9 protein-coding genes and 1 pseudogene are annotated in these 13,426 nt (G+C 74.2%); 4 read left to right on the forward strand and 6 right to left on the reverse strand.

The genetic code is table 11. The features are described from left to right. Window positions 1–6: 6 nt before the first annotated feature. Window positions 7–1,890, reverse strand: a complete 1,884-nt coding sequence (locus A2U95_RS01480; RefSeq protein WP_206282926.1) for an ABC transporter ATP-binding protein — start codon at window positions 1,888–1,890, stop codon at window positions 7–9. A gap of 265 nt (window positions 1,891–2,155) precedes the next feature. Here A2U95_RS01480 and A2U95_RS01485 point away from each other — a divergent pair, with 265 nt between their 5' ends. The 3 genes from A2U95_RS01485 (at window position 2,156) to A2U95_RS01495 (ending at window position 6,989) form a co-directional block, all read left to right on the forward strand. After that, window positions 2,156–3,211: a mechanosensitive ion channel family protein gene (locus A2U95_RS01485; protein ID WP_166020438.1), complete on the forward strand. Its 1,056-nt coding sequence runs from the start codon at window positions 2,156–2,158 to the stop codon at window positions 3,209–3,211. A 168-nt stretch (window positions 3,212–3,379) separates the two neighbouring features. Continuing rightward, window positions 3,380–5,602, forward strand: a complete 2,223-nt coding sequence (locus A2U95_RS01490) for an NADP-dependent isocitrate dehydrogenase (protein WP_166020439.1) — start codon at window positions 3,380–3,382, stop codon at window positions 5,600–5,602. A gap of 151 nt (window positions 5,603–5,753) precedes the next feature. Further along, on the forward strand, window positions 5,754–6,989 hold the full coding sequence (locus A2U95_RS01495) for a cytochrome P450 (RefSeq protein ID WP_166020440.1): 1,236 nt from the start codon (window positions 5,754–5,756) through the stop codon (window positions 6,987–6,989). 63 nt (window positions 6,990–7,052) lie between these two features. Here the strand turns inward: A2U95_RS01495 and A2U95_RS01500 are convergent, their stop codons facing one another. The 3 genes from A2U95_RS01500 to A2U95_RS01510 form a co-directional block, all read right to left on the reverse strand. Then, window positions 7,053–7,547 carry a hypothetical protein gene (locus A2U95_RS01500; RefSeq protein WP_166020441.1) on the reverse strand — a complete coding sequence of 165 codons (495 nt, stop codon included), beginning with the start codon at window positions 7,545–7,547 and terminating at the stop codon, window positions 7,053–7,055. Next, the gene (locus A2U95_RS01505; protein WP_166020442.1) at window positions 7,544–8,119 is read right to left on the reverse strand and encodes an RNA polymerase sigma factor; all 576 of its coding nucleotides are present in this window, start codon (window positions 8,117–8,119) and stop codon (window positions 7,544–7,546) included. Before A2U95_RS01505 ends, A2U95_RS01500 begins: the two co-directional genes overlap by 4 nt. A 65-nt stretch (window positions 8,120–8,184) precedes the next feature. Then, window positions 8,185–9,615: a S8 family peptidase gene (locus A2U95_RS01510; RefSeq protein ID WP_166020443.1), complete on the reverse strand. Its 1,431-nt coding sequence runs from the start codon at window positions 9,613–9,615 to the stop codon at window positions 8,185–8,187. Between the two features lie 164 nt (window positions 9,616–9,779). On the opposite strand from A2U95_RS01510, the pseudogene A2U95_RS01515 reads away from it, so the two are divergent. Next, window positions 9,780–11,004 (forward strand): annotated as a pseudogene (locus A2U95_RS01515) (tetratricopeptide repeat protein); the annotation flags it as partial. Window positions 11,005–11,055: 51 nt separating this feature from the next. On the opposite strand, the gene A2U95_RS01520 reads toward A2U95_RS01515, so the two are convergent. Together A2U95_RS01520 and A2U95_RS01525 are read right to left on the reverse strand one after the other, a co-directional pair. Further along, complete coding sequence (locus A2U95_RS01520; RefSeq protein ID WP_420857007.1) at window positions 11,056–12,222, reverse strand: MBL fold metallo-hydrolase; 1,167 nt, start codon at window positions 12,220–12,222, stop codon at window positions 11,056–11,058. 231 nt (window positions 12,223–12,453) lie between these two features. Beyond that, window positions 12,454–13,272 carry an SGNH/GDSL hydrolase family protein gene (locus tag A2U95_RS01525; protein WP_240957396.1) on the reverse strand — a complete coding sequence of 273 codons (819 nt, stop codon included), beginning with the start codon at window positions 13,270–13,272 and terminating at the stop codon, window positions 12,454–12,456. Between the last annotated feature and the right edge of the window lie 154 nt (window positions 13,273–13,426).

A 13,426-nucleotide genomic window follows, 5' to 3' on the forward strand; every position in this document is an offset into this window, starting at 1 on the left:
GGCCGGTCACACGGCCGCCTCCGTCACCGGTTCCGCACCCCCGCGCGACCGGTGGAGTTCGGCGTAGCGGCCGCCGCGGGCGAGCAGCTCCTCGTGGGTGCCGCGTTCGACGACCCGGCCGGCCTCCACCACCAGGATCAGGTCGGCGTCGCGGACGGTGGAGAGCCGGTGGGCGATCACCAGGGCGGTCCGGCCTTCCAGGGCCTCGGCGAGGGCTTCCTGCACGGCCGCCTCGGAGGTGTTGTCGAGGTGTGCCGTGGCCTCGTCCAGCAGGACCACGCGCTGACGGGCCAGCAGGAGCCGGGCGATGGTCATCCGCTGCCGTTCGCCGCCGGAGAGGCGGTAACCGCGCTCCCCCACCACGGTGTCCAGTCCGTCCGGCAGGGAGCGGACCAGGTCCTCCAGGCGGGCCCGGCGCAGCACGTCCCACAGTTCGTCCTCGTCCGCGCCGGGCCGGGCGAGCAGGAGGTTGGCGCGGACCGTGTCGTGGAAGAGGTGGCCGTCCTGGGTGACCATGCCGACCGCCCCGCGCAGCGAGGCCGCGCCCAGGTCGCGGACGTCGACGCCGCCGACGCGGACCGCGCCGGAGCCGGCGTCGTACAGGCGGGGCACCAGCTGGGCGACGGTCGACTTGCCGGCGCCGGAGGAACCGACCAGGGCGACGGTCTGCCCGGGCTCGGCGCGGAAGGAGACGCCGTGCAGGACCTCCTCGCCGCCGCGGGTGTCGAGGGTGGCGACCTCCTCGAGGGAGGCCAGCGAGACCTTGTCGGCGGCGGGGTAGGCGAACCGGACGTCGTCGAACTCCACCGAGAGCGGGCCGTCGGGCACCTCGCGGGCGTCGGGCCGTTCCCGCACGAGCGGTTCGAGGTCGAGGACCTCGAAGACCCGCTCGAAGCTGACCAGCGCGGTCATCACCTCCACCCGGGCCCCGGCCAGCGAGGTGAGCGGGGCGTAGAGCCGGGTCAGCAGCAGGGCGAGGGCGACGACGGAGCCCGGTTCCAGGCTGCCGCGCAGGGCGAACCAGCCGCCGAGCCCGTACACGAGGGCCAGGGCCAGGGCGGAGACCAGGGTGAGGGCGGTCATGAAGACCGACTGGGCGGTGGCGGTGCGGATGCCGATGTCACGGACCCGGCGGGCCCGCTCGGCGAACTCCGCGGACTCCTCCTCGGGGCGGCCGAACAGTTTGACCAGGGTGGCGCCGGGGGCGGAGAACCGCTCGGTCATCCGGGTGCCCATGGCGGCGTTGTGGTGGGCGGCCTCGCGCTGGAGGCGGGCCATCATCCCGCCCATGCGGCGCGCGGGGACGACGAAGACCGGCAGCAGCACCAGGGCGAGCAGGGTGATCTGCCAGGAGAGCGTCAGCATCACGGCGAGGGTGAGCACCAGGGTGACCAGGTTGCTGACCACGCCGGACAGGGTGTTGGCGAAGGCCCGCTGGGCGCCGATGACGTCGTTGTTGAGACGGCTGACCAGCGCTCCGGTGCGGGTGCGGGTGAAGAAGGCGACGGGCATCCGCTGGACGTGGTCGAAGACGGCGGTCCTGAGGTCCAGGATCAGGCCCTCGCCGAGGGTGGCGGAGAGGCGGCGGGCGAGGACGCCGAGGCCGGCCTCGGCCACGGCGATCAGTGCGATCAGGAGGGCGAGCCGCACCACCCGGCTCTCGTCGTCCCCGGAGACGATCGCGTCGACGACGCCTCCGGCGAGGACGGGCGCGGCCACCGCGAGCAGGGCGGTGGCCACCCCGAGCACCAGGAACAGCGCGATCCGGCGGCGGTGCGGGCGGGCGAAGGCGGCGATGCGGCGCAGGGTGGCGCGGGCCAGGGGACGGCGGTGTGCCCGCTCGTCGGCGTTCATCACGCTGTGGAGCTGCATCCAGGCGGTGGTCTCCATACTCATGTCCGGGACGGTACGACCTCGACCTTGCTGGAGGTCAACGCCGAAGCGGACGACGTGCGGGCGGCGCCGGGCCGGCGGCCTCCCAACGGCCCTGCCCGCCAGGGCGGATGACGGGTGGTCGGCCGGGTGCGGCAGGATGAACCCGCCCGCCCGGCCGCACACGTGTCCGGGCGGTGGTGCACACATCCCCGGAGAACCGAACAGGTGACAAGGTGACGAGACTCCCCCTCCGTCCGACGGCGAGCCCCGGAGGCGTCCGGTGAACCGAGCGCTGGAGCTGCAGGACCTGATCCGCGCGGGCATCGCGGTGGGCGCCGGCCTGGTGCTGGCCTTCCTGGCACGGATGCTGACGCGCTGGCTGGGCCGTCACGCGGAGCGCACCCGCTGGCAGGGCGACGACGTGCTCGTGGGCGCGCTGCGCACGGTGGCGCCGTGGGCGGCCGTCCTCGGCGGTGTGGCGACGGGCGCGGCGCTGCTGCCGCTGACGCCCCCGGTGGACCGGACCGTCAACCAGGCCCTGACCGTGGTGATGATCACGGTGGTGACGCTCACCGTGGCCCGCGCGGTGGGCGGCATGGTCGGCGTCATCACCCAGTCGCGGTCCGGGGTGGCGTCCTCGGCGTCGATCTTCGTCAACATCACCCGGGTGTCGGTGGTGGCGCTGGGTTTCCTGGTGATCCTCCAGTCGCTCGGCATCTCCATCGCCCCGTTGCTGACCGCCCTGGGGGTCGGCGGTCTGGCGGTGGCGCTTGCGCTGCAGGACACGCTGGCCAACCTGTTCGCCGGCATCCACATCCTCGCCTCGCGCACCGTGCGCACGGGTGACTACATCCGGCTGGCCGGCGGGGAGGAGGGCTACGTCGTCGACATCAACTGGCGGCAGACCACGATCCGCAACCTCTCGCAGAACCTGGTGATCATCCCCAACGGGAAGCTCGCCGGGACCAACATGACCAACTTCAGCCGCCCCGGCGAGGACATGACGATCATGGTCCAGGCGGGCGTCGGCTACGACAGCGACCTGGAGCACGTGGAGCGGGTGACCGCCGAGGTCGTCACCGAGGTGATGAAGGAGGTCGAGGGCGCGGTGCCGGAGCACGAGCCGGCGATCCGCTTCCACACCTTCGCGGACTCCCGGATCAACTTCACCGTGATCCTCGGCGTCGGCGAGTTCAGCGACCAGTACCGGATCAAGCACGAGTTCGTCAAGCGCCTGCACCGCCGCTTCCGGGCCGAGGGCATCGGCGTGCCGCCACAGACGCACGAGGTCGCGCTGCTGCGGGACCAGCCGGCCATGCCCCGCCAGCGCGGCTGAGGACGGCCCCGGACCCCGCGCCGGCGGCCGCGGCCGCCGGCGCGTACCGGCCGCCGCGGCCGCCGGCGCTCTTCCGTGCGACGGAAGAGGCGGGCCGGGGGTCGCACCGGCGCGATCACGAGATATCTTGATGTCGAGCAATGTTGCAGACGTGGAGCGGAGCACCCGGTGACTGACTCGACCATCATCTATACGCACACCGACGAGGCGCCGGCCCTGGCGACCTACTCGTTCCTGCCGGTCGTGCGGGCGTACGCCGCGCAGGCGGGTGTCCCCGTGGAGACCCGTGACATCTCGCTGGCCGGCCGCATCCTCGCCGTCTTCCCGGAGTACCTCCGTGAGGACCAGCGGATCCCGGACGCCCTGGCGGAACTCGGCGAGCTGGCCAAGAAGCCCGAGGCCAACATCATCAAGCTGCCGAACATCTCGGCGTCCATCCCGCAGCTGAAGGCCGCCGTGGCGGAGCTGCAGGCCCAGGGCTACGAGCTGCCGAACTACCCGGACGACCCGAAGACCGACGAGGAGCGCGACGTCCGCGCCCGCTACGACAAGGTCAAGGGCTCCGCGGTCAACCCGGTCCTGCGTGAGGGCAACTCCGACCGCCGCGCCCCCGCCTCGGTGAAGAACTACGCCAAGAACCACCCGCACCGCATGGGCGCCTGGTCCTCGGACTCGAAGACCAACGTCGCGACGATGGGGCGGAACGACTTCCGCTCCACCGAGAAGTCGGCCGTGATCTCCGAGGAGGGGTCGCTGCGCATCGAGCTGGTCACCGCCTCCGGCGCGACCGAGGTGCTGCGCGAGTCGGTGCCGGTCCTCAAGGGCGAGGTCGTCGACGCCTCCGTGATGCGCGCCGCCGCGCTGCGCGAGTTCCTCTCGGCGCAGGTCGCCCGCGCCAAGGAGGAGGGCGTCCTGTTCTCCGTGCACCTGAAGGCCACGATGATGAAGGTCTCCGACCCGATCATCTTCGGTCACGTGGTGCGCGCCTTCTTCCCCAAGACCTTCGCGCAGTACGGCGAGAAGCTGGCCGCCGCCGGCCTCTCCCCCAACGACGGTCTGGGCGGCATCTACAAGGGCCTGGAGTCCCTCCCCGAGGGTGACGCGATCAAGGCGTCCTTCGACGCGGAGCTCGCCGAGGGCCCGGCCCTGGCGATGGTCGACTCCGACAAGGGCATCACCAACCTGCACGTCCCCTCGGACGTCATCGTCGACGCCTCCATGCCGGCCATGATCCGCACCTCCGGCCACATGTGGGGTCCGGACGGCCAGGAGGCCGACACGCTGGCCGTCCTGCCGGACTCCAGCTACTCCGGCGTCTACCAGGCCGTCGTCGACGACTGCCGCGCCAACGGCGCCCTCGACCCGTCGACCATGGGGTCCGTCCCCAACGTCGGCCTGATGGCGCAGAAGGCCGAGGAGTACGGCTCCCACGACAAGACCTTCGAGATCGCCGAGGCCGGCACCGTCCGCCTGGTCGACGCCAAGGGCGAGGTCGTCCTGGAGCAGCCGGTCGAGCCCGGTGACATCTTCCGCGCCTGCCAGACCAAGGACGACCCGATCCGCGACTGGGTCAAGCTGGCCGTCACCCGTGCCCGCGCCACCGGCGACCCGGCCGTCTTCTGGCTGGACGCCGAGCGCGCCCACGACGCGAAGCTGATCGAGAAGGTCCGGGCGTACCTGCCGGAGCACGACACCGAGGGCCTGCAGATCGAGATCATGGCGCCGGTCGAGGCGACCAGGTTCTCCCTGGAGCGCATCCGCAAGGGCCTGAACACCATCTCGGTGACCGGCAACGTGCTGCGCGACTACCTGACCGACCTCTTCCCGATCCTGGAGCTGGGCACCAGCGCCAAGATGCTGTCGGTCGTCCCGCTGATGGCGGGCGGCGGCCTCTTCGAGACGGGCGCCGGCGGCTCCGCCCCGAAGCACGTCCAGCAGCTGGTCAAGGAGAACTACCTGCGCTGGGACTCGCTCGGCGAGTTCTTCGCGCTGGTCCCCTCCCTCGAGCAGTTCGCCAAGGTCACCGGCAACGCCAAGGCCCAGGTCCTGGCCGACACGCTGGACCGCGCCACGGCGACCTTCCTCAACGAGGACAAGTCCCCGACCCGTCGCGTCGGCGGCATCGACAACCGCGGCTCGCACTTCTACCTGTCCCTGTACTGGGCGCAGGAGCTGGCCGCGCAGAAGGACGACGCCGAGCTGGCGGCCGCCTTCGCGCCGCTGGCCGAGAAGCTCACCGCCGACGAGGCGAAGATCGTCGAGGAGCTGAACGCGGTGCAGGGCCGGCCGGCCGAGATCGGCGGCTACTACCAGCCCGACCCGGAGAAGGCCGCCGCCGTCATGCGTCCCTCCGCCACCTGGAACGAGGCCCTGGCGTCCCTGCGCGCCTGATTCCGCCCCGGGCCCGCCCGGCCCCGCCGCACCGCCCCGCCCGGACCACCGGGCGGGGCGGTGCGGCGTGACGGCTCCTTTCGCGCACCGGACGGATCCGCACGGAGCAGCCGGACGCGACAGACGGCCCGCGCCGCCCCAGGGTGGTGCCATGACCCAGGAGATCACCGCCCCGTCCTCCCCGCCGCCGCCCGTCAGGGAATGGGTGCCGCCCGAGATCGACGGCCCCGGTTTCGACCCGACGCTGGCGGAGCTGATGCGCGAGGCCCCGCTGACCAGGATCCGCCTGCCGCACGGCGAGGGATGGGCCTGGCTGGCCACCCGGTACGAGGACGTCCGCGCCGTCACCAACGACCCCCGGTTCGGCCGAGCCGAGGTGACCCGCCGCCGGATCACGCGGCTGGCCCCGCACTTCAAGCCCCGGCCCGGCTCGCTCGCCTTCGCCGACCAGCCCGACCACAACCGGCTGCGCCGCGCCTTCGCGGGCGCCTTCACCGTCGGCGCCATGAAGCGGCTGCGCCCCCGCGCCCAGGAACTGCTCGACCCGCTGGTCGGCGAACTGCTGGCCCAGGGACCGCCCGCCGACCTGATCGCCGCGGTGCTGGAGCCGTTCCCGCTCGCCCTGGTCAGCGAGGTGATGGGCGTCCCCGAGGCGGACCGGGCGCGGGTGCACGCCTGGACCCGGCAGATCATCTCCACCTCCGGCGGCGCCGAGGCCGCCGAGCGCGCCAAGGCAGGGCTCTACGGGTGGATCACGGAGACGATCCGCGCCCGGCGCGAGGAGGCGTCCGCGGAAGGCGGCGTGCTGTCGATGCTGGGCGCCGCGGTCGGCCGCGGCGAGCTCTCCGAGGAGGAGGCGATCGGGGTGGCGGGGCCGCTGCAGATCGGCGGCGAGGCGGTCACCCACAACTGCGGGCAGATGCTGTACCTGCTGCTCACCCGGCCGGAGCTGATGGCCCACCTGCGCGCGGTGCTGGACCGCCCCGCCGAGCGGGACGCGGCCCTGGAGGAGCTGCTGCGCTGGATCCCGCACCGCAGCACCGTGGGGCTGGCCAGGATCGCGCTGGAGGACGTGGAGCTGGCGGGCAGGACGATCGCCGAGGGCGAGCCGGTGTACGTGTCGTACCTGGCCGCCAACCGCGACCCGGAGGTCTTCCCGGATCCCGACGGGATCGACCTGACCCGTGACCCCAACCCGCACCTGGCGTTCGGCAACGGCTCGCACTTCTGCACCGGAGCCGTGCTGGCCCGGCTCCAGACCGAGCTGATGGTCACGGCGGTGCTGGAGCGGCTGCCCGGACTGCGGCTCGCGGTGCCCGCGGACCAGGTGCCCTGGCGGCGGCGCACCATGATCCGCGGGCCCGAGGCGCTGCCGGTCGCGTGGTGACGCGCCGGCGGTGACGTGCGCCCGCCGACGCGCGGGTGACGGCGGCGCCCCGGGCCGCCGCCGTCAGACCCGCAGCCACTCCGTGACGACCACCTCGTCGCCGGTCCGGACCCTCAGCGCGAACGGGCCGGTGACGTCGACCGCGCAGGAGAACCCGCCCGTCCCGTCGGCGGCGCAGGACGCGGTCGCCTCCGGGGTGGGACGGGTCAGCACCTCCACCCCCGCCTCCTGCGGCGGCAGCAGCTGGCCCAGCAGCCCGTCCTCGCCGACCTCGACGTCCACGGTGAGGTCGCCGGCCGCGAAGGTCAGCATCCGCGGCGCGTCCTCGGCGCTGCGCACCGGGGCCGCGTCGAGGAGGGAGTCGAAGGTGAGCTCGGCGAGCCGGGCGTCGAGGTCGTGGAGCGCGAAGGCCGCCAGCGCGGTGTCGCGCAGCGCCGTGGGCACCGGGTCGCAGACGAGCGCGGCTTCCCTGAGCAATTGCTCCACCTCCCGCAGCTGGGCCTCGTCGTAGGGCTCGCCGGCCCCGTCCGCCTCGTCGAAAGTCGTCCCGCCGTTCACAGAACCCCCCGGTCGGTCAGGCGCTTGCGCAGTCTGCGCAGGCACCTCTGTCGAATCGGTCCGATGGAACCCACCGCGATCCCCAGCGCGACGGACACCTCGCGGTAGCTGGGCGGCGGCTGGGCGATGATCAGGCGCAGCAGCTGCCGGCAGCGGTCGCCGAGCGCGTCGAACTCCTCCCAGACGGTGCGGTGCCGGTCGGCCCGCTCGGCCTCCGCCTCGTTCTCGAGGACCGTCTGCTCGGGCGAACAGCTGTCGCACGGGCGGTCCAGCACCTGGGGGTCGTCGGTGGGCGTCCAGCGACGCTGGGACCTCAGCACCTTGAGGCACTCGTGGCGCGCGGTGGCCGCGAGCCAGGAGCCCGCCTTCTCGGGCTCCCGGATCCGGCTCAGGTTCTGGGCGAACCGGAACCAGGCGATCTGGTAGACCTCGTGGGCGTCGGCCTCGGAAAGCCGGTGGCCGCGGACCACGGACCACACCAGCGGGCTGAGCCCGTCCACCAGTCCCCGCCAGGCGTCCTGGTCGCCCTCCACCGCGGACTTCAGCAGCTCAGCGACTGTCGCTCGTTCCACTCCCCCACCCCTCGTGTACGGCACGTCATCGTACGCCGTACGGGGGCGGGTCAAGCACGCGGCCGTCACGCCTGCTCCGCGGGGGAGCCGACGGGCCGCCAGGTGGGCGGGCGCAGCGCCGGCGCCCTCCGGCCGCGGACCTCGGCGGTCTCCTTCCGGTGGGCGGCCAGCAGGTCGCGGCGGGCCCTGCGGGGGTCGGTCTCCTTGTGGGCGGCCATGTGCGCGGCGATCATGGCGGCGACCAGCGGGGTGGCGAAGGAGGTGCCGCTCCATCGCGCGTATCCGGTGAACTCGACGCGCTCCGGCTCCGCCGGGGAGGCCGTGCCGTCGGCGCTGAGCAGCCCGGAGTGGGCGGGGAAGCGGCAGGTGCACGAGTAGTCGCCGCCGTGCCGGCACTCGTCGTAGCTGGAGTGCTGGTAGACGTACGGGACCGGTGCGTCGAAGCCGGTGAGCGGTCCGGTGAGGCGCTCGCCGGGGGCGTAGACGTCCACCCAGCGGCCGTGGTTGGAGAAGCAGGCGTGGCCCTCGCCGTCGCCGCGCAGCGCGCCCACGGAGAGCACCGCCTTGGCGTAGCGGGACTTGGCCGCGTAGGCGGCGGGGAAGAAGGGGATGTCGTTGCCGTTGTTGCCGGCCGCGGCGACCAGCAGGGTGCCCGGGTGGTCGAGCAGTTCGGCCATGAAGCGCTCCAGGCCCAGCAGGCCCTCGTCCCCGCCGGTGGAGGTGCCCGCGGAGAGGCTGATCAGGGCGGGCCAGCCGGCCTGCTCGGCGGCGTCGAGGAGGATGCCGCCGAACTCGGACTCCAGGACGGCCCCGGCCTCGTTGAGGGCGTTGCTGACGGTGATGTCGGTGTGCGGGGCGACGGCGGCCAGGACGCCGGCGATGAAGGTGCCGTGTCCCGCGTACTGCCGCAGCAGGCCGTCGGCGTCCCGTTCCGCGGTCTCCAGGTCGCCGCGCACCCGGGCGAGCAGGGGGCAGCGGGCGTGGTCGCCGGTGAGGCCGGTGTCCACCACCAGGACGCCGACGGGGGCGTCCGGGTGGTGCGCGGGTTCGGCGGGGGCCGGGTTGGGGCCCTCGCCCGGCGGGGCGGGGACCGGCTCGTCGCCGGGGCAGGCGTTGGGGGTGACCGAGATGACGTGGTTGCGGGAGGCCATGCGGCGGCCGGCGCGGGCCTCGACGGCGCGCACCGCGCGCAGCGCCCCGGCCACGGCGTGGTCGGCGTCCTCCGCGGCCCCGGCGGGTTCGGCGACCCGGATCCGCACCACTCCGGAGCGGTTGCCCGGCCCGGCGGGGCCTATCCGTTCGCGGCCGGCGGCGCCGGGTATCTCCCCGAGCCGGCCGCGCACCGTGTCGGCGACCAGGTGCGCGTCCTCCCCGTCGCGCACCAGCAGGTGCCCGCGCTCGTACAGGAATCCCCCGCTCTCGTCCACGGCCAGCGGCACGTCGGGCATCGAGCGTCGGACCTGTTCGCACTGTTCATGGAAGCGCCGGGCCGGCATGGGTGTCCTCCCCCTCGAAGGCAGTCGTCGGCGACTGCGGCGTCGTCGGGACTGCCGCGTCGTCATGGAGAGTCTGCCGCACGGGTTTTGATACGGCGTACAGGGTTTCGATACAGCGCCTTCACACGTCTCCCCTGGTGAAACCCCTGGCCAGGGCTACTACCATGCGGGGGGTGACAGCGGGAAGCGGAACCGTCCTCGAACTGCTGCCGATGGTCTTCGCCACACCTTCCGTGGCCCTCCGCAGGGCGGAGCGGCTCCTCGAGTCCGGTCCGCCCCCGGAGCACGCGTCGGTGGCCCATCAGGTGATAGGCATCTGGCAGAGGGACTTCGGTGACCTGGGCCTGGCGCTGCGCCATCTGCGGCGCGCCCGGGACCTGGCGGCGCGGGCGGGTTCGCCCGACCGGGAGGCCGACGTGCTGGCCACGCTCGGGGTGGCCCTGGTGCACGCGGGGCGGACCCGGGAGGGGCTGGCCGCGTTCGAGCGGGGGGTGGGCCGCGGCTCGGCGCACACCCGGGCCCGGGTGCTGTACCGCAGGGCGTACTCGTTCTGGGTGCTGGGCCGTCACCGCGAGGCGCTGGACGACGTCCGCCGGGCGGTCCCGGTGCTGCGGCAGGCGCGGGACGTGATCTGGGTGGCGCGGTCGCTGACCCTGCGGGCCACCGTGCACCTGGCGGTGGGCGCGGTGGACCGGGCGGAGGCGGACTTCGCGGCGGCCGAGCAGCTGTGGGGGACGACCGGCCAGGACCATGACAAGGCGGACGTGGTCGAGTGGCGGGCGCTGACCGCGTTCCGCGCCGGTGACATCCCGGCGGCGCTGCGGCTCTTCGACGAGGCCGCCGAGCGGTACACCGCGCTGGGCACCCCGACGTTCATGCTGAGCATCCGCCGCTGCGAGGTGCTGCGGGCGGCCGGGCTGGCCGCGGAGGCGCTGGCCGAGGCGGACGCGGCGATCGCGGCGCTCGACGGGGTGGGCGGGCAGCGCACCCGCAAGGCGGAACTGCTGCTGACGGCGGCGCAGGCGGCCGGGCCGGCGGGCGACCCGGACACGGCGGTGGACCGGGCGGCCGCGGCGGTGCGGCTGTTCGCCCGGCAGCGGCGGCCGTGGTGGGAGGCGCACGCCCGGCTGGTGCTGGCCGAGGCCCGGTTCGCCGCGGGGGCGCGCAACGGCCGGATGGTGGCCGACGCGGCGGCTCTGGCCGGGCGGCTGGCCTCCTTCGGCTCGCCGTCGGCGCCGCAGGCCGCGCTGCTGGCGGGGCGGATCGCGCTGGCGCTGGACCGTCCCGCCGAGGCGGAGCTGCACCTGGCGCGCGCCGCCCGGGCCCGGCGGAGCGGGGCGCCGCAGGCCCGGGTGACGGGCTGGGTGGCGCAGGCGCTCGGACGCGCGGGTCAGCCTCCCGGGCGGCGCCCCGGCCGGCCGGGCCGGGGCGCCGCCGGCCTCACCGCTCTCCCGCCGGCTCCTGGCCGGCCGCCGGGGAGACCTCGGCCGCCGGTTCCGCGGGCCGGCTCCAGTGCCGGACGAGCGGTGCGGACACCGCGCGCCACCACGGGTCGGCCGGCAGTTCGCCGCCCGGCGCGAAGGGCTCTCCGGGGCGCGGGAAGGCCACCGGCTGCCCCGCCGCCCCGGCCACGTCGTGGAGCCACTCGGCCGGCTCCGCCCACGGGTGGAGGGCCAGGTTGAACGTGCCCCAGTGGATGGGCAGCAGCGCCCCGCCCGGAGTGCCGCCCTGGAGGTCGAGGTGGGCGCGCAGGCCCTCCTCGGGGGTCATGTGGATGTCGGGCCAGTGCTCCGAGTAGGCGCCCAGCTGGATCATCGTGACGTCGAACGGGCCGAACTCGGCGCCGATGTCGCGGAAGCCCTCGAAGTAGCCGGTGTCGCCGCTGTGGTAGACGCGGTGGCGTTCGCCGGCGACGGTCCAGGAGGCCCACAGGGTGTGCTGGGTGTTGCGCAGGCCGCGTCCGCAGAAGTGGCGGGCGGGGTTCGCGGTGAGGGTGAGGGAGCCGACCCCGGTCGACTCGTGCCAGTCGAGTTCGCGCAGGCGGGTGCTGGACACGCCCCAGCGTTCCAGGTGGGCGCCGACGCCGAGCGGGACGGCGAAGAGGGTGTCGGTCCCGGCCAGCGCCTTGATGGTGGGCATGTCCAGGTGGTCGTAGTGGTCGTGCGAGATGACGACGACGTCCACCGGGCCGAGCGCGGCGAGCGGCGCCGGGACGGGGTGGAGCCGCCGGGGGCCGGCGAAGGTCACCGGGGAGCAACGCTGCCCCCAGACGGGGTCGAACAGCACCCGGTGGCCGTCGATCTCGGTCAGCACGGTGGAGTGGCCGAGCCAGGTGACCCGCAGTCCGCCGGCCGGCGGGGCCGCCAGGTCGGCGAGGGTCGTGGGGTGCAGGGGTATCGGCCGCGCGGGGGCGCGCAGCGCGCGGGCCTCGCGGTCGAGGAGCCCCTTGGCCAGCTCGCGCCGGGAGGACGGGTCGGGCGTCGTGCGGGTGGGTCCGGACGGGTTGCGGAAGACGCCGTCGGCGAAGTGGGGCGAGGCCTGGATGCGGGCCAGCCGCTTCCCCCGGGCCTCGGCGCCGAAGGCCTCGGGGCGCAGGCCCCTCAGCAGTGACGCGCCTGCCGCGGTGACGGATCGGGAAAGGGAGCCGGTGTCGCTCACAGGTGGCCTCCAGCCGCTGCGCCTGGTCGGGTGTCCTCGGGGGTGCGCGTGTCCATGCTCCTACGGACGCGCGCCCCGTGCGTCACGTTGCCCCGATCCGCGTCATCCGGTGCGCCGCTTCCACCGCTCCGCCGGCTCCACCGCTCCGCGGGCCGGCCGGCCCGCGGAGCGGACGTCGGCTCAGACCGCCCTGGCGAGCCAGGACTTGAGGTCGTCCAGCGCCAGCGTGCCCTTGGCGAGGACGGTGTCGCCGGAGGACTGCCCGCGCAGGCGCCGCCCGATCCACGGCACCAGGTGCTCGCGCGCCCAGTGCACGTCGTCCAGGCGGACCTCCAGGACGCCGCGCTGGGGCAGCGGCGGCCAGGGCTGCTCGGGATCGGCGGGGACCTCGAGGCCGAGGACCTGGCCGGCGCGGAGCGCCACCCGGGTGTGCCCCTCGGCGGAGAGGTGCAGCCGGTCGGTGTCCCAGGCTCGGCGGTCCTGGACGCTGCGCAGGGACCAGAGGTCCAGCACCCGGCAGCCGTAGCGGTCGGCGATGGCCCGTACGTGCCCGTTGTACGTGGCGATCTTCCCCCGGAGGTGCTTGAGCACGGGAACGCCGCGGGTGTCGAAGCCGGTCGCGACCAGGACGCCGCCGGCCGCGGAGGCGAGTGCGGCGACGGCCTTCTCGAACCGGTCGGCCACGTCGTCGGGGTCGGTGCCGGGGCGCAGGATGTCGTTGCCGCCGGCGCAGATGGACACCAGGTCGGGGGCGAGGCCGCGGACCTGGGGCACCTGCTCGGCCACGATCTGGTCGAGCAGCCTTCCGCGCACGGCGAGGTTGGTGTAGCGGAAGTCGCCCTCCGGCCTGCGGTCGGCGAGGAGCACCGCGAGGCGGTCGGCCCAGCCGACGAACGCCCCGTCCGGGCCGGGGTCCCCGACGCCCTCGGTGAAGCTGTCCCCGACGGCCACGTACGACCCGACCGACCCGACCGACCCGACCGACCCGACCGACCCGATCACTGTTCTGCTGTCATTCTTCGAATCGTCTGCCACATCGAGGCATCTTTCACCTTCGGATGTGAGCTACGCGACCGTAGGGAGGGGTTGACGGTGGGTGAGAAACGCCACTCGGCGTTCGTCGCCCGGGCGACGAACGCCGAGGGCCGCACTT

The organism is Streptomyces chilikensis (assembly GCF_001642695.1).
In the GTDB taxonomy this organism is placed as follows: domain Bacteria; phylum Actinomycetota; class Actinomycetes; order Streptomycetales; family Streptomycetaceae; genus Streptomyces; species Streptomyces chilikensis.